The following is a 21377-nucleotide window of genomic DNA, read 5'->3' as shown; positions in this document are numbered from 1 at the left end:
GTTCGTGTGTCCCGGTATGACCGCCCGGTCCTCTGCCTTCCCCTTTTCGAACGATCATATCGCCGATGTCTCCCATCATTTCCGTTTCCAATCTGACCAAGAGCTATGCCTCGGGCTTTACGGCCCTGAAGGGTATCGACCTCGACATCAACCGCGGCGAGATCTTCGCGCTGCTGGGGCCGAACGGCGCCGGCAAGACGACGATGATCAGCATCATCTGTGGCATCGCCAATGCCACCTCCGGCAAGGTCATGGTCGATGGTCACGACATCGCCCGGGACTATCGCGCCGCGCGGTCGCTGATCGGGCTGGTGCCGCAGGAACTGCACACCGACGCCTTCGAATCGGTTTGGGCCACGGTCAGTTTCAGCCGCGGCCTATTCGGCAAACCGAAGAACCCGGGGCTGATCGAGAAAATCCTGAAAGACCTCTCGCTGTGGGACAAGAAAGATAACAAGATCATCACGCTGTCCGGCGGCATGAAGCGCCGCGTGATGATCGCCAAGGCGCTGTCGCACGAACCGCAGATCCTGTTCCTCGATGAGCCCACTGCCGGCGTCGACGTTGAATTGCGCAAGGGCATGTGGGAAGTCGTGCGCACGCTGCGCGCTGCCGGCGTCACCGTCATCCTCACCACGCATTACATTGAAGAAGCCGAGGAGATGGCCGACCGCATCGGCGTCATCAACAAAGGCGAGATCATCCTGATCGAGGAAAAGACCAAGCTGATGGAGCAGCTCGGCAAGAAGCAGCTCAAGCTGTATCTGCAAGGCAAGGTCACGGAGATTCCAGCCAGCCTGGCTCACTACAACCTCGAACTGGCAGCGGACGGCCATCAGTTGATCTACAGCTACGACACCAAGAGCGAGCGCACCGGGATCACCAGCCTGCTCGGCGATCTCCGCGAATCCGGCATCCGCTTCTCCGATCTCGACACCACGCAGAGCTCGCTCGAAGACATCTTCGTCAGCCTGGTGAGGAAGTAACATGAACTTCAGAGCTGTCCGCGCCATCTATCTATTCGAAATGGCGCGCACCTGGCGCACCGTGCTGCAGAGCATCGTTTCGCCGGTGATTTCCACCTCGCTGTATTTCGTGGTGTTTGGCGCTGCGATCGGCTCGCGCATCACCTCCATCGAGGGCGTCAGCTACGGCACCTTCATCGTGCCTGGTCTCGTGATGCTGTCGGTACTCACGCAGAGCATTTCCAACGCCTCGTTCGGCATCTATTTCCCGAAATTCACCGGCACGATCTATGAATTGCTGTCGGCGCCGGTGTCTTACGTCGAAGTCGTGCTCGGCTATGTCGGTGCTGCTGCGACCAAGTCGATCCTGCTGGGCCTGATCATTCTGGCCACCGCCGGACTGTTCGTGCCGCTGCACATCCTGCATCCGTGGTGGATGCTGACCTTCCTGGTGCTGACGGCGGTAACGTTCAGCCTGTTTGGCTTCATCATCGGAATCTGGGCCGACGGCTTCGAGAAACTGCAGGCGATCCCGCTGCTGGTGGTGACGCCGCTAACCTTCCTGGGCGGTAGCTTCTACTCCGTCAGCATGCTGCCGTCGGGTTGGCGGACCGTCACGCTGCTCAATCCGGTCGTGTATCTGATCAGCGGCTTCCGCTGGAGCTTCTACGAGATCTCCGACGTCAGCGTCGGCTGGAGCATCGGCGTCACCTGCATGTTCCTGGTGATTTGCATGTTCGTCGTCTGGTGGATTTTCAAGACCGGCTACAAACTGAAAAACTGAAATCGCTGATAACAAAAATGGCCCGGTTTGAACCGGGCCATTTTCATTTCAAATCAATATCCGCTTAGCGATAGCAGCGGAATTTGCCATGGCGGTTGTAATAGCCGCGGCACTGTGTCCGTCGACCCTCGGGAATACCGAGCACGCCCTTGACGCCGCCCACGGCCGCACCGACGCCAAGGCCAACTGCGCCACCGACCACGCCGCCGACCGGTCCGGCGGCGCGATTGCCGTCACGGTAACCTTGGTTGGCACCCTGCTCACCACCCCGGAATACGCCCTGCGCCTGCGCAAAATGCGGCATGGCGACCAGAGCCAGCACGCCCGCGGCGAATGCCAGGCGGGTCTTCATCGATGAACTGATCGGCAACACAGCGGTCTTAACGGTCATCTGGAGCTTCCCTCTGAGCGACGAGAATTCGCCGCTTGTGATTGTGGGAGGGCAACGCGCGACCTAGGAACCGGTTCCATCTGCCTTCATGAGAAGCTTCCTATCGCGCATCCTCGGGTCGGGCCGAGCCCTCTTTCGGCCCGGTCGCCGCCTTGGTGCCGCCTAGCCCAACATTAAGGATGCACGAAACTGTCACTGGCACGCGGGCCGCCCGATATGCATATTGGGTGCGGGACGGTAGGCGGTACAACAGGTTACGGCCCGGAGGCCAAGGTAAGATGCGTTCGTTTTATATGACCCTTGCGGGTCTCGCCGTTTTCGCCGCCACCAGCACTGCGCAGGCCAAGATTGCCATTACCGTCGACAAGGATGCCCAGCAGCTGACCGTCGTTCAGGACGGCGTCGAGAAATATCGCTGGCCGGTCTCGTCAGGCATTCCGTCCTACGAGACCCCGAATGGCAGCTTCCAGACATTTCGCATGGAGGAGGATCACTTCTCCAAGGAATTCGACGACGCGCCAATGCCCCATGCCATCTTCTTCACCAAGAAGGGCCACGCCATCCACGGCACCGATTCCGTGAACCGCCTGGGCTCGCCGGCCTCCCACGGCTGCGTGCGACTGTCGCGCGAGAATGCTGCAACCCTGTTCGCCATGGTCAAGGCTGACGGGGTGCTTAACGCCACCGTCACGCTGACGGGCTCCTCGCAGGTCGCCCTCGCCCGCAATCCGCGCCCGGCGAAGCCATCTGCCGTTGCCCGCCGCGACATCGCACCCGCCGCGCCGTCCTATGACGCCGCCGGCAATCCCATGGATCTCACGCCGCAGGCCGTGGCACCGAACCGCCGCGTTGCGCGTCAGGTGCAGCCGGCGGATGACGATCGTTACATCTATCCGGCCGACGGCAATGACGGTCAGCGTTATCCGGCCCCTCCCGGCTATCGCCGCATGACGGAAGCCGAGACCCAGCAGTACTACGCCAATCGCGGCTATTACAGCCGGCAATACCCGCCGCAGGCCTCCGCGCCGCGGCCGTATCAGCCGCGTGGCTTCTTCGGCGACTACTGAGGGAACATGTGTGACGCGTTTTGTTGACGCGAACCGACGTCCGCCTCGCTTGAAAACGCTTTAGTTGTCCCCGTCCCGCAGCCGGCGCCACACGGCGCCGAGCACGTTGGAATAATCGTCGGTCCAGACTCGCTGATCGTCGTTCGCCTCGGTCAAGGCCCATTGCGATGACGTCGCGATGGAGCCGACATCGGCGGCGTCATGGGCCGAGATGACCACATTGGTCGAGAAGATATATTCGTTGTCGCGGCCGGAATCCTCCGAATACACCCAGCTCTTCATGTCATTGGCATCGGCGATGCCGACCACGACGCTGGCGAGTTCAAGATGCCGGTTGGACACATGCATGACGACGGCGCCCTGCGGGGCGAGCTTTTCCTTGTAAATCTCCATCGCTTCCTCGGTCGCCAGATGGATCGGGATCGCGTCCGACGAATAGGCATCGACGATGATGAGGTCGTAGACGCCGTCAGGCTCTTTCGCAAAAGTCAGCCGTGCATCGCCGATCACCGGCTTGACGTCGGGTTCGCACTTCTGGATGTAGCTGAAATATTTAGGATCCCTGGCGGTATCGACCATCGACTGGTCGATCTCGAAGAACTTCCAGTCCTCGCCCGGCGCTGATGCACAGGTCAGTGACCCCGAACCAAGTCCGATCACTGCCACGCGAAGCGGTGCCCCCTTGCGGGCCCGTACCGCCGTGATCGCCTGCCCGATGCCGCCGTCCTTGTAATAATAGGAGATCGGCTCCGGCCGGCCGGTCACCGGCGTGCCATCGTCATTGAGATATTTCTCGGCGCCGTGGATCGTCGTGCCGTGCATCAGCACGTGATACTGGTTGTTCGGCGTCACCACGATCTTGTGCACGCCAAAGAAACTGCGCACGGTTTCAACCCGGCCGTCGTCTGCCGGGTAGAAACGGATCAGCGCCAGTGCGAGGACAGTGATGGCCACGAGCTTGAGCCGGTTGGCGCGCAGCAGGATCGCAACGATCATGCCGACGACAGCGACGGTGCTGACGACATAGACGCGCTGGGCTTCGATCCATGTAAACAGCTTGCCAGTCGTATAGCTCGGTGCAATCAGCACCACGGCGGCGATGACCAGTGCGATCCAGTACCAGCGCGCCCAGCCGGAATACCGCTCCGGCAAAGACGGCCTGCACAGCACGGCAAATGCGATCAGGATCGGGTATTCCGCGATCCATGAAAATGTGAATGGCGCGATCAGGCCAGCAAACAGACCACCCACCATGCCGCCGAATGAGAGTGCGACGTAGTAGCCCGTGAGATACCGGGCAGCCGGACGCTGCCGGGCCAATTCACCATGGCACGCCATGGCAATAATGAAGAAGCACAACAGATGACCACCGAGGGTCAGCAGCAGATTCTGTTCGCCGCCAACTGCGAGCAGGACAACCACGCCGGCAATTGCGAGAGGCTGCAACATCAGGACCCATGAGTGCGGCAGCAGCGGGCGCGACTGGAACACCAGCACCCAGGTCAGCAGATAAAGCGACAGCGGCAGCACCCAGAGCAGCGGTGCCGCAGCGACGTCCGTCGAGATATGCGCGGTGACCGCGATCAGCAGGCCGGATGGCACAGCGGCAAGGAAAATCCAGCGTGCACGCAGCGCCCAGCTCGGCGCCGGCGCGTCGATGGCATCCGCACCCGGTGCAACGACGGCAACCGGCGGCGACTTCAACAGCAACACGCCGCAGCCGGCGATCAGCAGGATCAGCAGGCCATAGCCGGACGTCCAGATCAGGTTCTGCGTGCGCAGCGAAAACATCGGCTCCAGCAGCACCGGATAGGTCAGCAGCGCGAGAAAGCTCCCGATATTCGACGACGCATAGAGAAAATACGGATCGTGGCCATTGGGATGGCCCGTGCGCACGAACCAGGCCTGCAGCAGCGGATTGTTCGCAGCGAGCGCGAAGAACGGCAGACCGATGGACACAGCGAACAGGCCGAGCAGCCAGAACGCATAGCCACTCTCCGGCGGCGTGCCCCAGCCCGATGCGATGGACAGCGGCAGCGTCAGCAGCGCAACAACCAGCAACAGGAGATGAACGACGATCGGCACCAGCCGGCTTCGCAGTTGCATCAGGTAATGGGCATAGGCATAGCCGCCGAGCAGCAGCGACTGGAAGAACACCATCGCCACCGACCACACCGCCGGCGACCCGCCGAGCCGCGGCAGCACCATCTTGGTGAACAGGGGCTGCACCGAGAACAACAGCAGCGCGCTGGTGAAGATCGCCGCGGTGTAAACCACCAGAAGAAGCCGATTGCGGGAAGCCGAGTTTGGGGCGGCGACGGGCTGCGACGAACTCATGAAGGCTCCAGCATATTGCGCGGCAGAAAAGCGAGAATCCGGCAGGGGACCGGCGGGCGGGAATGGAGCATATGGCACCGTTTCGGGCAATGTGCGCTAACTATGGAACCACAATCGTGATGGGCGGCCTTGTGCCGCGCGCGCACCTCTTCGATAAAGAGGGCCCCTAGCAGGCTTTGTTGAAGCGACATGTCAGACATCGACGTTTTGATCATCGGCGCCGGCCATAACGGCCTCACTTGCGCGGCCTATCTCGCCATGAGCGGGTTGTGCGTGAAGGTGGTCGAACGACGTTCCGTCGTGGGCGGCGCCGCGGTGACGCAGGAGTTTCACCCCGGCTTCCGCAATTCGGTCGCGGCCTACACCGTCAGCCTGCTCAACCCGCAGATCGCCTCCGATCTGAAGCTCGCCGAACACGGCCTGCGGATCGTCGAGCGCAAGGCGCAGAATTTCATTCCTGCGCCGGACGGCAGCTATCTCCTCACAGGCGAAGGTCGCACGCAACAGTCGGTTGCCAAGCTCAGCGCGCGCGATGCCGAGCGGATCGGCGCGTTCTCGCATGAGCTCGAAGTCATCGCCGACGTGCTCAGGGACTTCGTGCTGCGTTCACCGCCGAACGTCGTGCAAGGTTTCGGTCTCGGCGCGATCAGCGAAGCCATCAATGCGCTCGGCACCGCGAAGATTCTCAACGCACTGACCATCGAGCAGCAGCGCGTATTGCTCGATCTGTTCACCTGCTCCGCCGGCGAGATGCTGGACGATGTGTTCGAGCATGATCTGGTGAAGGCATTGTTCGGCTTCGATGCCGTGGTCGGCAACTATGCGAGCCCCTATGCCGCCGGTTCGGCCTATGTGATGCTGCACCATGCCTTCGGCGAGGTGAACGGCAAGAAAGGCGTCTGGGGCCACGCCATCGGCGGCATGGGCGCGATCACGCAGGCCATGGCCGCTGCTGCACGCTCGCACGGCGTGCAGATCGAACTCGACAACGGCGTGCGCGAAGTACTCGTGGAGAACGACAAGGTCGTCGGCGTCATCCTCGACAATGGCGAGAGCATCCGCGCGAAATATGTTGCCTCCAACGTCAATCCGAAGCTGCTCTATACACGGCTGATGCCGGCGGATGCGCTGCCCAAGCCGTTCCTCGATCGCATCCGCAACTGGCGCAACGGCTCCGGCACGTTCCGCATGAATGTCGCGCTGAACGCCCTGCCCTCATTCACCACATTGCCCGGCAACGGCGACCATCTCTCAGCGGGCATCATCATCGCGCCGAGTCTCGACTACATGGATCGTGCCTGGCTCGATGCGAAACAGCACGGCTGGAGCCGCCAGCCGATTGTCGAGGTGCTGATCCCCTCGACGCTCGACGACAGCCTCAGCCCGCTGGGCCAGCACGTCGCCAGCCTCTTTTGCCAGCATGTCGCGCCGACACTCCCGAACGGCGCATCGTGGGATGACCATCGTAACGAGGTCGCGGACCTGATGATCAAGACCGTCGATGACTACGCACCCGGCTTTGCCGCCAGCGTGATCGGCCGACAGGCGCTATCACCGCTCGATCTGGAGCGCGACTTCGGCCTGCTCGGCGGCGACATCTTCCACGGCGCGCTCAGCCTCAACCAGTTGTTCTCGGCGCGCCCGATGCTCGGCCATGCCGACTATCGCGGTCCGCTGAAGGGTCTCTATCATTGCGGCTCCGGTGCACATCCCGGCGGCGGCGTCACAGGTGCACCCGGCCACAATGCGGCCAAGGCGATCCTCAGGGACCACCGGGCGCTGTTCGGCTGAGGACATCCTGTGGATAAGCCTGTGCATAGGCAGTGGATGGGTCCTGAACAAGCCTGTGCGGAGCTCGGGAGTACAGCGGTATAATCAGCTTATAACCCTGTGCACAGCCGCTGTATCGCCCCTGTATCCCCGCCGGTATAAACCCTGTACCAAGCGCGCCTAAGCTGTGCAGACCCTGTTCACGACGCCACCCGGACCCGCGATGACCACGCCCCAAGGAACCAGCCGCGCCACCTTCGCCGTCGGCGACGAATTCAGCGCCAAGCGCATCGTTGATCTCCTCACCGAGAGTTTCGAGGAAGGACAGGCCGCGATTGCTGCATTCGAGAGCCCCGAGGGCCGCTGGGACGTCACCGTCCATTTCGCCGATCCCCCGGACGAGGCGTCGATCCGCGAGCTCGTCAGCCTTGCCTCAGATGACACCGTGGCGGCGAGCATCGTGTTCGACAGCATCGAGGCCAAGGACTGGGTCAAGGAGAGCCTCAAGGGTCTGGTGCCAGTGCGCGCCGGCCGCTTCATCGTCCATGGCCAGCATGACCGGGACCAAGTACGGCCCAATCAACTCGGGATCGAGATCGAAGCCGCACTCGCTTTCGGCACCGGCCATCACGGCACCACGCGCGGCTGCCTCATCTATCTCGATTATGTGCTGCGTGCGAAAGCGCCGAAACGGATGCTCGATCTGGGTACCGGCACAGGCGTGCTGGCCATCGCTGCTGCGAAGGCCACGAAACGCCGCGTGCTCGCGACCGATATCGACCCAATGTCTGTGAAGGTGGCGCGCGAGAACATGCGGCTCAACGGCGTCGGCAATCTCGTCGATACCGTTTGCGCAACGGGCTTCTCCTCGCCGGCGTTTGGCGATCGCGCGCCGTTCGATCTGATCCTCGCGAACATCCTCGCCAATCCTCTGCGGGCGATGTCGACCGATATGAGCCAGCACCTCACGCGCAATGGCATGGTGATCCTATCCGGCCTGTTGCCGCATCAGGCGATGAGCGTGATCGCCGCCTATCGCGCCCGCGGGCTGGTGCTCCGCAAGCATCAGATCGTTGAGGGCTGGAGCAGCCTGTTGATGCAGCGCGCAGGCTGACACGCCTTTCGCCATTTTCCGAACTCCGGAATAATGACGGGCGATCTGGCTAAAGCTGACGGCTGATTTTGCTACTTCGGTGGCGGCACGTCGCGGCGACGAAGCACTGCATTTTCCAGCCGCTCGACGCGCGTCACGCGGGCTTCGACGAAACGGCCCAGAATCTGGATGATACCGCTGCGTTGATTTGGCTGACTGGGCGGAGTTTGGGTGGACTGCACCTGGGTAGGCTGGGAATGGCCAAGCGTGGCGGGTGGCGAAATTTTCTCGAACGTAAAAGCAGGCATTGTGTATCCCCTCTTCGTTGAGTTGAGACACTCTGAATGGCCAAGCATCGCACCGACAACACGAGCCGGGGGACGTTGTTCCATCCGGTTGAACACAACCACCAGATTTCAAGCATAACTTGTGCCAAATCTGCGCAACCCTGCCCCTCGATTGCAGGCCGGACAGCGCACCCATAGGATGATCCCGCGATGTTCGAAGCCCATTTCCAGACGTTCGAAGAGCCCGAAAGCGGCGTGGCGCTGACTGCGCGGCTGGCCGCATTTCGCGAGGAATTGCTGCGCCGGAAACTGACAGGCTTCGTGATTCCCCGCGCCGATCAGCAGCAGAACGAATATGTGCCGCCCTCCGACGAGCGGCTGGCCTGGCTCACCGGCTTCACCGGATCGGCCGGCATGGCGATCGTGCTGTTGCAGGACGCCGCCGTGTTCGTGGATGGCCGGTATACGCTGCAGGCGGCCAAACAAGTCGATGTGAATGCGTGGAGCATCCAGTCGCTGGTCGAGCCGCCGCCGGAGAGCTGGCTCGCCGATCACCTGAAGCCCGAAGATCGCCTCGGATTTGATCCGTGGCTGCACACTTCTGCGGCAGCCGAACGGCTGGCTACCGCCTGCGCCAAGGCCGGCGCCGAACTGGTGGCGGTCGACAGCAATCCGCTCGATTCGGTGTGGGCCGAGCGCCCGGCGCCGCCGCTCGGCGCGGTATCGATTCACCCGCTCAACTATGCCGGCGTTACCGAAGCCGACAAGCTCGCCCAGATCCGCGGCGAGATGGAGCGCCTGCGCGTCGATGCACTCGTGCTGTCGGATTCCCATGCGGTCGCCTGGACCTTCAACATCCGCGGCGCCGATGTCTCGCATACACCGCTGCCGCTGTCCTATGCGCTGGTGCCGAAACACGGCCGCCCGCAGATCTTCATCGACCACCGCAAGCTCTCCAACAGCACGCGCAACCATCTGGAAGTCTCGGCCGATGTGCAGGAGCCAGATGCGCTGACATCGGCGCTCACAGAGCTCGCTGCCTCCGGCGCGTCCATTGCGCTCGACAATGCGACCGCCGCCGATGCGCTGAGCCGGTTGATCACGGCTGCCGGCGGCAAGCCCGTGCGCGGTGCCGATCCCGTTGCGCTGCTCAAGGCGGTGAAGAATCCCGTCGAGATCAAGGGCACGCAGACCGCGCATCGCCGCGATGCTGTGGCACTGGCGCGCTTTCTCGCCTGGATCGACCGCGAGGCGCCGAAGGGCAAGCTCACCGAAATCGATACCGTCGAGGTGCTGGAGACCTTCCGCCGCCAGACCGGCGCGCTGAAGGACGTGTCGTTTCCCACCATCGCCGGCACCGGCCCGAACGGCGCCATCGTGCATTACCGCGTCACCCGCAAGACCAATCGCCGTATCGCGCTGGGCGATCTCCTGCTGATCGATTCCGGCGCGCAATATGAAGACGGCACCACCGACGTCACCCGCACCATCGCCATCGGCGAACCCACCGACGAAATGCGCGATCGTTTTACGCGCGTGCTGCGCGGCCACATCGCTATCGCGCGCGCCGCATTTCCCGACGGCACCACCGGCGCACAGCTCGATACGCTGGCACGCCAGTTCCTCTGGCATGCCGGCCTCGACTTCGCGCACGGCACCGGCCACGGCGTCGGCAGCTATCTGTCGGTCCATGAAGGCCCGGCGCGGATCTCCAAGCTCGGCACCACGCCGCTCAAGCGCGGCATGATTCTTTCCAATGAGCCCGGCTACTACAAGACCGACGCCTTCGGCATTCGCATCGAGAATCTCGAACTGGTTGTCGAAGCCCATATCGAGGGCGCCGAGCAGCCGATGAATGAATTCGAGACGCTGACGCTGGCGCCGATCGACCGTCGGCTGATCAACACCCATCGCATCAGCAAGCGCGAACTGAAATGGATCAACGACTATCACGCCCGCGTTCACCGCGAGGTGATGCCGCTGCTCGACGATGAAGCGACGCGTGTCTGGCTGGAAGCGGCGACCGAGCCGCTGACGCAGCCGCAATAGCGAGAGAACAGCCACCACGTGAATTACAGCCCGCCTTTTCCCAAAGTCGACGCCGTCGACCTCTCCAAATCGCGGGTGATGCTGCTGTTGCTGGTGGTGATGACCGGCATTGCGCCGATCTCGCTCTATATGCTGGTGCCGGCGCTGCCCGAACTCGCCCGCACCTTCGACGCCGATATCTCCATCGCGCAGATGACGGTGTCGCTCTACATGGTCGGCCTTGCCTTCTCGCAACTGATCATGGGACCGCTGTCCGACAAGTTCGGCCGAAGGCCTGTGCTGCTTGCCGGTCTCGGCCTGATGGTGATCGCCGGCATCGGCAGCAGCTTTGCGCTCACATTGCCGCAACTCATTGCCGCCCGGTTCTTTCAGGCGCTCGGCGGCGCAACAGGCATGGTGATGAGCCGCGCCATCATCAGGGATCTCTATCCGCGCGAACGCGTCGGCGCGATGATCAGCCTCGTCATCGCGGTGATGATGATCGCGCAGATGCTGAGCCCGCTGGCCGGCGGTCTCTTGGAAACCGGCTTCGGATGGCGCGCGATCTTCTATGTCGTCACCGCTTCGTCGCTGGTCGTCACACTGGCCATCGCATTCTTCCTGCCCGAAACGAGACGGCGCGCAGCCAGTGACGTGAGCGGCGGCGGCTTCATCGCCGACTCCCGCGTCCTGCTGCGCAGCCGGACCTTCATCGGCTATCTCCTCTGTTACGTCGTGGCCTCCTGGATCATCTTCACCTTTGCCGGCGGCGGCCCTTATGTCGTTGTCACGCAGATGGGCCGTACCTCGGCCGAATATGGCGCATGGTTCGCGACATCGGGTCTGGCCTATCTCGTCGGCAATCTGTGTTGCGTGCGCTTCGCGCCGCGCCGGACCATCGAACAACTGATCTGGTTCGGCCTCGCGCTGCAATTCGGCGGCGCCATGCTCAACGTGGTCTGGGGTCTCACCGGCCTGAACCAGAATCCGGCCTGGCTGTTCCTCACCCATATGATCGTGATGTTCGGCAATGCCTTCGTGATGTCGAACGGCGCCGCGGGTGCGCTCAGCATTCGTCCGCAGGCCGCGGGCACGGCATCCGGCATGATGGGCTTCCTGCAGATGGGCCTGGGCTCGCTGTGCTCGCAATTCGGCGCCTGGCTCGGCGGCCATTTCGCAACGCCGGTGCCGCTCAATATCGCGCTCGTCGTGCTGTCCTGTGGCTGCGCAGCCGCGATGATCTTTCTGGTCCCCCGCCGCAAGGTGGTCGTGACGGAAGAGATGATCGAGAAGGCCGAAGGCGAAGAGAGCGGGTTGTTGTAGGCGCGCTTTTCTCTCGACGTCATGGCCGGACTGCGCGAAGCGAGCTTCGCTAGATGTTCCGGCCATCTACGCCTTGCTGTGGATGTCGCCAAGGCGTGGATACGCGGGACAAGCCCGCGCATGACGACTGAGTATGTCGTGGCCACGGAGCGCCACGTCTCTCCTGATTCAACTGTCAAACAGCCACTACCCTTCAGACATGCGTCATCGCCCCCATTGTTTGCGGCGCGGGGGGCGCCGTCGTTGCTTGCATTCCCGCCCCCTTGTGAGAGGGCGTGCGGAACGCCGGGTGCCCGTTGCACCCTTGGGCCTGATGCGAATGCGGTCTTCCGCAATCTAGAGTGCATCAGGACTTTCGGAGGCGTCAGGCAAGTGCCCGACGTTCCGCCTGCGGTGTTTTTTCGGTTGCCTGCACTTTGCCTCGACGAACGCTCCGATTGCGAATTAAAGTCCCAAGGCGATGGGAAGGGAGCCTCAAGCGAGTAAGCCGGACGCGTTTTGACTTGGTCGTCCGTCACACTGTCCAGGGGTTTGTCCATCCTAAGGCCGGCCGTCTCCTTGCCAGTGGCAGTGCTGGCGCAGATCCGTCCTGCCCGAAGACAGACGTTCCCCATGAACCGCGTGACGCCGCATCTCCGGCGTCCACCGCATCCCACCCCGCGAACGTGACGATCGCGATCGCCCCTCTCGGTGGGGCAGGACGAAAGGGAATATAAACCTGATGGAGATATTGTCAACGGGATATAGGAATAAATGTTTGGGTGCGCCAAACTGTCATTCAGGGGCGCGAGGAGACGCCGAAGGCGGCGTATCGCGACCCCGGAATCTCGGCATGTTCAGCGCAAAACACTCCGGGATTCCGGGTTCGCATTTCAGCGGCGTTGCCGCTTTCATGCGCCCCGGAATGACGAGCCAAGACAACACCCGAAATGGCGAGTGTGGGCAAGGCGCGCCGGAAAATGCCCGAACCCGACCGCCCCTACCCCCCGATCAGCGCCAGCCACTCGTCTTCCGTGAGCACCGCGACGCCGAGATCGCGTGCCTTGGTGAGTTTCGAACCGGCGTCCTCACCCGCGACGACATAGTCCGTCTTCTTCGACACCGAGCCTGCGACCTTGGCACCGAGACGCTCGGCACCCGCCTTCGCCTCATCACGCGTGAACTTGGTCAGTGAGCCCGTGAACACCACGGTCTTGCCGGCCACCGGCGTATCGGTCTTGGCCTGTGCAACATCGAGCACCTCGATCTCGCTCAGCAACTCGTCGAGCGCCTTCACGTTACGTTTCTCGGCGAAGAACTCGACCACCGCATCGGCGACGATTTCACCGACGCCATCGATGGCGTTGAGATCGGCATAGGCTTCAGACGTATTCTCCTCAGCGCCCTGCCCCGCAGCAGCCGCAAGCATCGCCTCGCGAAACGCAGCAAACGAACCGTAGTGTCGCGCCAGCAGCTTGGCATTGCCTTCGCCGATATGGCGGATGCCGAGCGCGAAGATCAGGCGATTGAGTTCGATCTTGCGGCGGTCATCGATGGCGGCGAACAGGTTGCGCACCGAGGTCTCGCCATAGCCTTCGCGGTCACGCAGTTTCTTGGTGTTGCGCTCGTCGCGTTTGGCCAGCGTGAAGATATCGACGGGATGCATGATGATGCCCTCGTCGTAGAATTCCTGGATCTGCTTGTCGCCGAGCCCGTCGATGTCGAAGGCGAGGCGCGAGACGAAATGCTTGAGCTTCTCGACCGCCTGCGCCGGACATACCAGCGCGCCGGTGCAGCGCGTGACGACTTCGTCATTCTCGCGGATGGCGTGACTGCCGCAGACCGGACACTTGGTGGGAAATTCATACGGCTTTGCGCTCTTCGGGCGCTTGTCGAGGACAACATTGACGACCTGCGGGATGACGTCGCCGGCGCGTTGCACGATCACCGTGTCGCCTTCGCGGATGTCGACGCCGTCGCGTAGCGGCTGGCCGTCATTGCCGATGCCCTTGATGTAATCCGCATTGTGCAGCGTCGCGTTCGACACCACGACGCCGCCAACGGTGATCGGCGTCAGCCGGGCCACCGGCGTCAGCGCGCCGGTGCGGCCGACCTGGATGTCGATCTTTTCCAGCACCGTGGTCGCCTGCTCGGCCGCGAATTTATGTGCGATGGCCCAGCGCGGCGCGCGGCCGGCGAATCCGAGACGCGCCTGCCAGTCGATGCGGTCGACCTTGTAGACGACGCCGTCGATATCATAGCCGAGCTTGGCCCTGATCTCGCCGATCCGGCGATAGAAAGCGAGCGCGTCATCGACGCTCTTGCACAAAGTGATCTCGGGATTGACCGTGAAGCCGGCCTTGTCCAGCCACGCGATCATGGCGTGCTGGGTGGGCTCCGCCATCGGATAGTCCGACATCTCGCCCCAGGCATAGGCGAAGAATTTCAATGGGCGTGACGCAGTGATCGCCACGTCCTTCTGGCGCAGCGAGCCGGCAGCGGAATTTCTGGGATTGGCAAAGACGGTGTCGCCAGCCTCTTCCTGCTTCTTGTTGAGCGCAAGGAAGTCGCTCTTGAGCATATAGACCTCGCCGCGCAGCTCGCAGGCGGCAGGGATGTGCTTGCCTTTCAGCTTCTCGGGAATGTCCTTGATGGTGCGGACATTCGCAGTGACGTCCTCGCCGGTGAATCCGTCACCCCGCGTGGCGGCGCGGATCAACTCACCGTTCTCGTAGCGCAGCGACAGCGACAGACCGTCGATCTTCGGCTCGGCGACGATGGCCGGGATTTCATCGAGCTTGAGGAAGCGCTGGATGCGCTCCACGAATTCGGTCACTTCCTCATCGCTGAACGCATTGCCCAGCGACAGCATCGGCACCACATGCTGCACCTTGGCAAAGCCGCGCGCGGGCGCTGCGCCGACCGTCTGTGTCGGTGAGGCGCCGGTGACGAGATCGGGGAATTTGGCTTCGATCGCCTCGACCCGGCGACGCAGCGCGTCGTAGTCCGCATCCGACACCGTCGGCGCGTCGTCCTGATAGTAGCGCTTGTTGTGCGCTTCCATCTCCAGCGACAGCCGCATCAGCTCGATCTTCGCTTTGGGCTTCGTGAGCGTGGAGATGTCGGGGGAAGTTTTTGCGGGTTTTGCCATACGCGGTCACCGATGTTCGTCATGGCCGGGCTTGTCCCGGCCATCCACGTCTTGAAGCGCTGTTGTAAAGACGTGGATGCCCGGCACAAGGCCGGGCATGACGGAGTACAATGGTGAAACAAGGCGCACGCCGCGGTTCCGGGTTCGCTCGCCAAGAGGCGAGCGCCCCGGAATGACAGTGTGAGGCCCAACTGCGCGCGTCTTACGCCGCACCCTTGAGCAACCGCTCCGCTGCGGCCCGCGCCTCGGCGGTGATCTCCGCACCCGCGAGCATCCGCGCGATTTCCTCGCGGCGGTGATCCTCCGCCAGCGTGTTGACGCGGGTCGCCACGCGCTTGCCCTTGTCGAGGGCGTCCTTGGAGATCAGCAGATGCTGGTCGGCCCTCGCCGCCACCTGCGGGGCGTGGGTGACGGCCATCACCTGGACCTTGCCGGCGAGCCGCGCCAGGCGCGCGCCGATGGCGTCGGCCACCGCGCCGCCGACACCGGTGTCGATTTCATCGAACACCAAAGTCGGTGCGGAGCCCTTGTCGGAGAGCACCACCTTCAGCGCCAGCAGGAAGCGCGAGAGTTCGCCGCCGGAGGCGACCTTCATCATCGGGCCGGGGCGGGTGCCGGGATTGGTCTGAACCCAGAATTCGACGCGGTCGATGCCGTGCGGACCCGGCGTCGCCGCATCGCTGTCGACTTGGGTGATGAACTTGGCACGTTCGAGCTTGAGCGGACCGAGTTCGGCGATGACGGCCTTGTTGAGCTTCTCGGCGGACTTGATGCGCGCCGCGGAAAGTTTTGCCGCTGCGGCGGCGTATTTCTTGTCGGCGTCAGAGGCCGCGGTCTCCAGCCCCTTGAGCTGGCCGGCGCCGGCATCGATGGTGGCGACATCGGCAAAATATTTTGCGGCCAGCGCGGCGAGCCCGTCGACCGGTGTCGAATATTTCCGCGCGGCGCCGCGCAGCGCGAACAGCCGTTCCTCGATACGCTCGAGTTCCGCAGGATCGAAATCGGCGGCGATGAGCGCGGCGGCAAGATGCTGGTCGGCTTCTTCCAGCGCGTTGATGGCGACGTCGATCGCCTTCACCGCGGGCTCGACCAGCGACGGCGATGAACCGGCGCGGCGCTCCAGCCGGCGCACGGCGGCGGCCAGCGACGAGATCGGCGAATGATGGCCGGACACGGCCTCCTGCGCCTCGCGCAGGTCGGCCGCGATCTTCTCGCCCTGCATCATGCCGGTGCGGCGCTCCGCAAGCTTGCTCTCCTCGCCGTCCTTCGGGTTGAGCTTCTTCAGCTCATCGGCGGCGTGGCGCAGATAATCGGCATCGCGCGCGGCACGCTCCATATTGGCGCGATGGCTTTCAAGGGCCGCATAAGCGGACTTGCGGGCCTCCCAGAGCGTCTCCAGCGCGGTGACGTCCTTCTCCAGCCCGGCGAAAGCATCAAGCAGCCGGCGATGCGTGGCGGCATCTACCAGGGCGCGCTCGTCGTGCTGGCCGTGGATCTCGACCAAAGCGGCGCCGACCGCCTTCATGGTCTGCACGGAGATCGCCTGATCGTTGATGAAGGCACGGGTGCGGCCGTCGGCGAGCTGCACGCGGCGCAGAATCATCTCGCCGGAATCGTCGTCGAAGCCGTTGTCCTTGAGAATCGCCAGCGCCGGATGGCCCTTGGCGAGATCGAACACGGCCGTGACCTGGCCCTGCTCGACGCCGTGGCGCACGAGCCCGGCATCGCCGCGGCCGCCGAGCGCCAGCGCAAACGCATCGAGAAGAATGGATTTGCCGGCGCCGGTTTCACCGGTCAGCACTGCAAGACCGCGGGAAAACTCGATATCGAGCCGTTCGATCAGGACGATGTCACGGATCGACAGACGGGCCAGCATGGGAGGTCAGTTCCTAACCGAGGCCAAATCTCTTGAAGGCCTTGCTCAGGTAAGACCCCTTGTTCTCGCTCGGCTCGAGACCGCCGGACTTTACAAGATTGTAGGCGTCTTTGTACCACTTGCTGTCAGGAAAGTTGTGGCCAAGCACGGCGGCAGCGGTCTGCGCCTCGTTGACCACGCCGATCGCCATATAGGCCTCGGTCAGGCGCATCAGCGCCTCCTCGACGTGACGCGTGGTCTGGTACTGTGTCACGACGGTCTTGAAGCGGTTGATGGCGCCGGTGTAGTTGCGCTTGTCGAGATTGTAGCGGCCGATTTCCATTTCCTTGCCGGCAATCTGGTCGCGTGCGCCTTCCAGCTTCTTCTTGGCCGAGGTCGCATATTCCGAGGTCGGATATTTGCGGACCACTTCCTCGAGCGCAGCCATTGCCTTTTCGGTGCGGCCTTGGTCGCGCGAGATGTCCGGGATCTGGTCGTAATGCGAGGCGGCGATCAGATACTGCGCATAGGCCGCATCCGGGCTACCGGGATGCAGCGTCACATAGCGCGTGGCCGAGCCGATGCAGGTGTCGTAGTCGGCGGATTCGTAGGCCGCATAGGCCGACATCAGCAGCGACTTGCGCGCCCATTCCGAATACGGATGCTGACGATCGACTTCCTCGAATTTCTTCGCGGCGGCCTTCGGATCCTTGTTCTGGTTCATGAGGTACAAGCCCTCATTGTAGAGCTTGTCGGCGGGCTCCTCGACGAAGGTGTCGTCCTTGGTGCCAAACTTGTCCCAGATCGCGCCGGTGCCGCAGCCGCTCAGCGGCACGGCCAGCACGATGAGGCCCGCGGCGAACCGCGCCTGGCGGCCGAAACGGGTGAGCAGTGAACCACTGGATTCAAGCGTAATGCGCTGTGCCGACATATATCTGAGACCTGACGCCTTCATGCGGTGTCTGCGCGGTACGCGCACAATCACGGACCAACCGGATACGCGCCCGCAGCTTCGCTTGACCGCGTGCTCTATCTACCCGAATGACATCCGTTAACCAACCGGATACGGAGCCATTTCGCCCGGATTAAGGCGAAGGATGTGGAGATACAGGCGGTTATGGTTACCGGGGATGTCCCGGTGCCCGCAAAGGTCCGCGCTCGCGCAAAAGCGCAATGCAAAATACCGGCAGCGGGTAGAAGGAGGCCAGAAAGCCCGATCTTTAGGACACGTCCGGGCCGAAGGCCGGGGCGATCATGCCGCCAAGCATGCCCGAGGTGACATCGGCGCTGGCGCGGCCGCGGCGGACAGGGACGGCATCGGCTTCGACGATCTTCCAGGCGGAACGATCGGCCATCAGGGCGCAGAGCACGGCATTGTTAAGCTTATGGCCGCCGCGCACCGAGCGGTAGGCGCCGAGGATCGGCAGACCGGCCAGTGCCAGATCGCCGACGGCGTCCAGCACCTTGTGGCGGGCGCATTCATCGCTGTAGCGCAGGCCTTCGGTGTTGAGCAGCTTGTCATCGTCGAACACGACGGAATTCTCGAAGGACGCGCCGAGCGCGAAACCGGCGCTCCAGAGGCGGGCCACGTCGTTCATGCAACCGAAGGTACGTGCACGGGCGATATCGCGGCGAAAGGATTCGGGATTGAGATCGAGCACGTAGCTCTGGCGGCCAATCACCGGATTGGCGAAGCTGATTTCGACTTCAGCGCGGAAGCCCGCAGCGTGAGGGCGGATTTCGCCGAACGAGTCACCGATGGCAACCTGCACGGGTTTGAGAACCTGAATGAAGCGGCGACGGGCGCCCTGCTCCACAACGCCGGCCTGATCGATGGCGGCGACGAAGGCGGCTGCGGAGCCGTCCATGATCGGCACTTCCGGTCCATCGACTTCGATGGTGGCGTTGTCGATGCCCATGCCGCGCAGCGCAGCAAGAACATGTTCGGCGGTGGAAACGATTGGGCCTTCACGATCGCCGAGCACGGTGGCAAACTCGGTGGCGATAACGGATTTGGCGTCGGCCTGGATTTCGCGATCAGCACCTTCAAGACCGGTGCGAACAAAAATATAACCTGCATCGACGGGCGCAGGTCCAAGCGTGAGACTGACAGGCTTTCCGGAATGGACGCCGACACCGGTAACGGTGGCTTGCGATCCAAGCGTTGTCTGTCGGCTGAAAGTCATAAGGTACCCACCCAAGTAGCCTCTCGTCATGAGAGGGACTCTCTCAGTCGAACCTTGCGGCCTCCTGAGTCCCCGAGTCGCAGTCACATTAACCCCTGCCACAAAGTGCGCCAACTCACGCTTTTTTACCGATTGTTACCCCACCTTTGCCGCAATCAGGCCAGGGGTTAACCAAAATTTCTGCCGGTTCCACGGCTCCTTCAAGCATTGGCAGAGCGCGTCGGTAAAGATTAATGACTTACTATCAATAGGTTAAGAAATCCTGCTGCCTTTTGGCGGCTGTCACAAACGAAAGCCCCGGCTGATCCAGCCGGGGCTTCTGTCGTCGACACGATTGTAACAAATGTCAGCTGGTCTGGCGGCGCAGGAAGGCCGGGATATCCAGATGATCGTCGCCCTGTGGCGCCGGCGCAACAGGTGCCGGGCGGCCATGAGAATCAAGACCCTGCGGTGCCGGACGTCGGGCGTATTCGGACACCGGCGGCTCGTTGCCCATCTGCTGGGCGACGCTGCGCTGTGGCTTACGCTCGGGCAGCGGCGGCATCGGAGCCATCGGCGGGGCCGACGGACGACCGGAGACCGGCGCTTCCGTTTCCTCGTCGCGGCGGCCGAGACCGACATTGGCCAGACGCTGCAGCAGCGACAGGCGAGCCTTCTGCGGTTCCTCTTCCGATTCGCCGCGTGCCTGACGGATCTCGTTCTGGGCCGGTATCGGCAGTTCTTCGAATTTCGGCATCCGCGGAGCGCGCAGCGGAGCACGTTCGGCCGATGGCGGAATGAACTGTTCGGGGATCGGCGCTTCGACAGGGGCTTCCTGACGCGGCGCTTCCGGGAACAGCGAGGGCTTCTGCGCGATCGGACGCACCATCACGTCGCCATACTGCTGCGGCGCAGCGGCTTCCGGAGCCACGGCAGCGGCGATGGCGGCGAGCGCGGCACGCTCATGGCTGGTCGCAGGTGCACGGGGCGCGGCAGCGGGCGCCGGAGCGCCGGTAGACTTGGCAGCCGCCGCGGCAGCGAGACGCTGGTTGTCAGCGCGGAGACGCGCGGTCAGATCGGCCAGGCGGGCATCCGGAGCGCCGTTGCCAGCGGGAGCCGCAACGGCGGAGGTCACTGTGGTGACCGGCGCCGAGGAATTGCGGGCCAGCATGGCCTGCTCGATGCCGGTGGCGACGACCGACACGCGGATCACGCCGTCGAGGCTCTCGTCGAAGGTGGCGCCGACAATGATGTTGGCGTCGGCATCGACTTCTTCGCGAATACGGGTCGCGGCTTCGTCGACTTCGAACAGGGTCAGATCCTTGCCGCCGGTGATCGAGATCAGCAGGCCGCGGGCCCCCTTCATCGAGCTATCGTCGATCAGCGGGTTGGCGATCGCAGCTTCCGCTGCGGTCAGCGCGCGCTTCTCACCGGTGGCTTCGCCGGTGCCCATCATCGCCTTGCCCATCTCCTTCATGACTGCGCGCACGTCGGCGAAGTCGAGGTTGATGAGGCCTTCCTTGACCATCAGGTCGGTGATGCAGGCAACGCCCGAGTAGAGCACCTGGTCGGCCATCGCGAAAGCGTCGGCGAAAGTGGTCTTCTCGTTGGCGACCCGGAACAGGTTCTGGTTCGGGATGATCAACAGCGTGTCGACCACCTTGTGCAGCTCGGCAATACCGGCTTCGGCGGTGCGCATGCGGCGCTGGCCTTCGAAGTGGAACGGCTTGGTGATCACGCCGACGGTGAGGATGCCCATGTCGCGCGCGGTCTTGGCGATGACGGGCGCTGCACCGGTGCCGGTGCCGCCGCCCATGCCGGCGGTGACGAACACCATGTTGGCGCCGGTCAGGTGATCACGGATTTCGTCGATGACTTCCTGCGCGGCAGCAGCGCCAACGTCGGGCTGCGAACCGGCGCCGAGGCCCTGGGTGACCTGCGTGCCCATCTGCACGATGCGCTGGGCCTTCGACATGGTCAGCGCCTGCGCATCGGTGTTGGCGACGACGAAATCGACGCCCTGCAGACCGGCGGTGATCATGTTGTTGACGGCGTTGCCGCCAGCGCCACCGACACCGAACACGGTAATGCGGGGCTTCAGCTCGCTGATATCAGGAACGTTGAGATTGATGGTCATGAGGTTGCCTCTCGATTACGCGCGCGTTGTGTGGTCATGCCATTG

General features: G+C 63.1%; 15 protein-coding genes. 7 read left to right on the top strand and 8 right to left on the bottom strand.

Annotated features, from left to right (window positions below; genetic code table 11):
* The first annotated feature begins 65 nt into the window (after positions 1 to 65).
* The gene (locus AB7828_RS00595) at positions 66 to 986 is read left to right on the top strand and encodes an ABC transporter ATP-binding protein (protein ID WP_441229089.1); all 921 of its coding nucleotides are present in this window, start codon (positions 66 to 68) and stop codon (positions 984 to 986) included.
* Between the two features lies 1 nt (position 987).
* Entirely contained in the window at positions 988 to 1749 is a 762-nt protein-coding gene (locus tag AB7828_RS00590) for an ABC transporter permease (RefSeq protein WP_068734061.1), read from the top strand.
* A gap of 64 nt (positions 1750 to 1813) precedes the next feature.
* Here the strand turns inward: AB7828_RS00590 and AB7828_RS00585 are convergent, their stop codons facing one another.
* On the bottom strand, positions 1814 to 2140 hold the full coding sequence (locus AB7828_RS00585; protein WP_089268246.1) for a hypothetical protein: 327 nt from the start codon (positions 2138 to 2140) through the stop codon (positions 1814 to 1816).
* A 278-nt stretch (positions 2141 to 2418) separates the two neighbouring features.
* Here AB7828_RS00585 and AB7828_RS00580 point away from each other — a divergent pair, with 278 nt between their 5' ends.
* Complete coding sequence (locus AB7828_RS00580) at positions 2419 to 3207, top strand: L,D-transpeptidase (protein WP_441229088.1); 789 nt, start codon at positions 2419 to 2421, stop codon at positions 3205 to 3207.
* 60 nt (positions 3208 to 3267) lie between these two features.
* Here AB7828_RS00580 and AB7828_RS00575 read toward each other — a convergent pair whose 3' ends face one another.
* Positions 3268 to 5544 (bottom strand): spermidine synthase, encoded by a 2277-nt coding sequence (locus AB7828_RS00575; protein WP_441229087.1) that lies wholly within the window; start codon positions 5542 to 5544, stop codon positions 3268 to 3270.
* A gap of 189 nt (positions 5545 to 5733) precedes the next feature.
* Between AB7828_RS00575 and AB7828_RS00570 the strand changes: the two genes are divergently transcribed.
* Together AB7828_RS00570 and AB7828_RS00565 are read left to right on the top strand one after the other, a co-directional pair.
* Complete coding sequence (locus AB7828_RS00570; protein WP_441229086.1) at positions 5734 to 7335, top strand: phytoene desaturase family protein; 1602 nt, start codon at positions 5734 to 5736, stop codon at positions 7333 to 7335.
* Positions 7336 to 7537: 202 nt separating this feature from the next.
* On the top strand, positions 7538 to 8428 hold the full coding sequence (locus AB7828_RS00565) for a 50S ribosomal protein L11 methyltransferase (protein WP_441229085.1): 891 nt from the start codon (positions 7538 to 7540) through the stop codon (positions 8426 to 8428).
* 71 nt (positions 8429 to 8499) lie between these two features.
* On the opposite strand, the gene AB7828_RS00560 is transcribed toward AB7828_RS00565, so the two are convergent.
* Entirely contained in the window at positions 8500 to 8715 is a 216-nt protein-coding gene (locus tag AB7828_RS00560; protein ID WP_141137217.1) for a hypothetical protein, read from the bottom strand.
* Positions 8716 to 8904: 189 nt separating this feature from the next.
* On the opposite strand from AB7828_RS00560, the gene AB7828_RS00555 reads away from it, so the two are divergent.
* Together AB7828_RS00555 and AB7828_RS00550 are read left to right on the top strand one after the other, a co-directional pair.
* Positions 8905 to 10743, top strand: a complete 1839-nt coding sequence (locus tag AB7828_RS00555) for an aminopeptidase P family protein (protein WP_441229084.1) — start codon at positions 8905 to 8907, stop codon at positions 10741 to 10743.
* A gap of 78 nt (positions 10744 to 10821) precedes the next feature.
* Positions 10822 to 12045, top strand: a complete 1224-nt coding sequence (locus AB7828_RS00550; RefSeq protein WP_441232176.1) for a multidrug effflux MFS transporter — start codon at positions 10822 to 10824, stop codon at positions 12043 to 12045.
* Positions 12046 to 13024: 979 nt separating this feature from the next.
* Here AB7828_RS00550 and ligA read toward each other — a convergent pair.
* From ligA to ftsZ, 5 genes are all read right to left on the bottom strand, one after another.
* Entirely contained in the window at positions 13025 to 15175 is a 2151-nt protein-coding gene (gene ligA / locus AB7828_RS00545; RefSeq protein ID WP_441229083.1) for an NAD-dependent DNA ligase LigA, read from the bottom strand.
* A 202-nt stretch (positions 15176 to 15377) separates the two neighbouring features.
* Positions 15378 to 17051: a DNA repair protein RecN gene (recN, locus tag AB7828_RS00540; protein WP_120289050.1), complete on the bottom strand. Its 1674-nt coding sequence runs from the start codon at positions 17049 to 17051 to the stop codon at positions 15378 to 15380.
* A 13-nt stretch (positions 17052 to 17064) separates the two neighbouring features.
* The gene (locus AB7828_RS00535) at positions 17065 to 17961 is read right to left on the bottom strand and encodes an outer membrane protein assembly factor BamD (protein WP_441232175.1); all 897 of its coding nucleotides are present in this window, start codon (positions 17959 to 17961) and stop codon (positions 17065 to 17067) included.
* Between the two features lie 289 nt (positions 17962 to 18250).
* Positions 18251 to 19216, bottom strand: coding sequence for a UDP-3-O-acyl-N-acetylglucosamine deacetylase (lpxC, locus tag AB7828_RS00530; protein WP_089267338.1), 966 nt, complete (start codon positions 19214 to 19216; stop codon positions 18251 to 18253).
* A 346-nt stretch (positions 19217 to 19562) separates the two neighbouring features.
* Positions 19563 to 21332, bottom strand: coding sequence for a cell division protein FtsZ (ftsZ, locus tag AB7828_RS00525; RefSeq protein WP_441229082.1), 1770 nt, complete (start codon positions 21330 to 21332; stop codon positions 19563 to 19565).
* Positions 21333 to 21377 lie beyond the last annotated feature (45 nt).

The organism is Tardiphaga sp. 215_C5_N2_1 (genome assembly GCF_052076055.1).
In the GTDB taxonomy this organism is placed as follows: Bacteria; Pseudomonadota; Alphaproteobacteria; order Rhizobiales; family Xanthobacteraceae; genus Tardiphaga; species Tardiphaga robiniae.
This window is presented reverse-complemented; position numbering and strand designations above follow the sequence as displayed.

Excerpts from the sequence above, each read along its gene's own strand:
- AB7828_RS00535 (WP_441232175.1), bottom strand. The coding sequence starts at position 17,961 with ATGTCGGCACAGCGCATTACGCTTGAATCCAGTGGTTCACTGCTCACC.
- AB7828_RS00555 (WP_441229084.1), top strand. The coding sequence starts at position 8,905 with ATGTTCGAAGCCCATTTCCAGACGTTCGAAGAGCCCGAAAGCGGCGTG.
- ftsZ (WP_441229082.1), bottom strand. The coding sequence starts at position 21,332 with ATGACCATCAATCTCAACGTTCCTGATATCAGCGAGCTGAAGCCCCGC.
- lpxC (WP_089267338.1), bottom strand. The coding sequence starts at position 19,216 with ATGACTTTCAGCCGACAGACAACGCTTGGATCGCAAGCCACCGTTACC.
- AB7828_RS00560 (WP_141137217.1), bottom strand. The coding sequence starts at position 8,715 with ATGCCTGCTTTTACGTTCGAGAAAATTTCGCCACCCGCCACGCTTGGC.
- AB7828_RS00585 (WP_089268246.1), bottom strand. The coding sequence starts at position 2,140 with ATGACCGTTAAGACCGCTGTGTTGCCGATCAGTTCATCGATGAAGACC.
- recN (WP_120289050.1), bottom strand. The coding sequence starts at position 17,051 with ATGCTGGCCCGTCTGTCGATCCGTGACATCGTCCTGATCGAACGGCTC.
- AB7828_RS00575 (WP_441229087.1), bottom strand. The coding sequence starts at position 5,544 with ATGAGTTCGTCGCAGCCCGTCGCCGCCCCAAACTCGGCTTCCCGCAAT.
- AB7828_RS00565 (WP_441229085.1), top strand. The coding sequence starts at position 7,538 with ATGACCACGCCCCAAGGAACCAGCCGCGCCACCTTCGCCGTCGGCGAC.
- ligA (WP_441229083.1), bottom strand. The coding sequence starts at position 15,175 with ATGGCAAAACCCGCAAAAACTTCCCCCGACATCTCCACGCTCACGAAG.
- AB7828_RS00570 (WP_441229086.1), top strand. The coding sequence starts at position 5,734 with ATGTCAGACATCGACGTTTTGATCATCGGCGCCGGCCATAACGGCCTC.
- AB7828_RS00595 (WP_441229089.1), top strand. The coding sequence starts at position 66 with ATGTCTCCCATCATTTCCGTTTCCAATCTGACCAAGAGCTATGCCTCG.
- AB7828_RS00580 (WP_441229088.1), top strand. The coding sequence starts at position 2,419 with ATGCGTTCGTTTTATATGACCCTTGCGGGTCTCGCCGTTTTCGCCGCC.
- AB7828_RS00590 (WP_068734061.1), top strand. The coding sequence starts at position 988 with ATGAACTTCAGAGCTGTCCGCGCCATCTATCTATTCGAAATGGCGCGC.
- AB7828_RS00550 (WP_441232176.1), top strand. The coding sequence starts at position 10,822 with ATGCTGCTGTTGCTGGTGGTGATGACCGGCATTGCGCCGATCTCGCTC.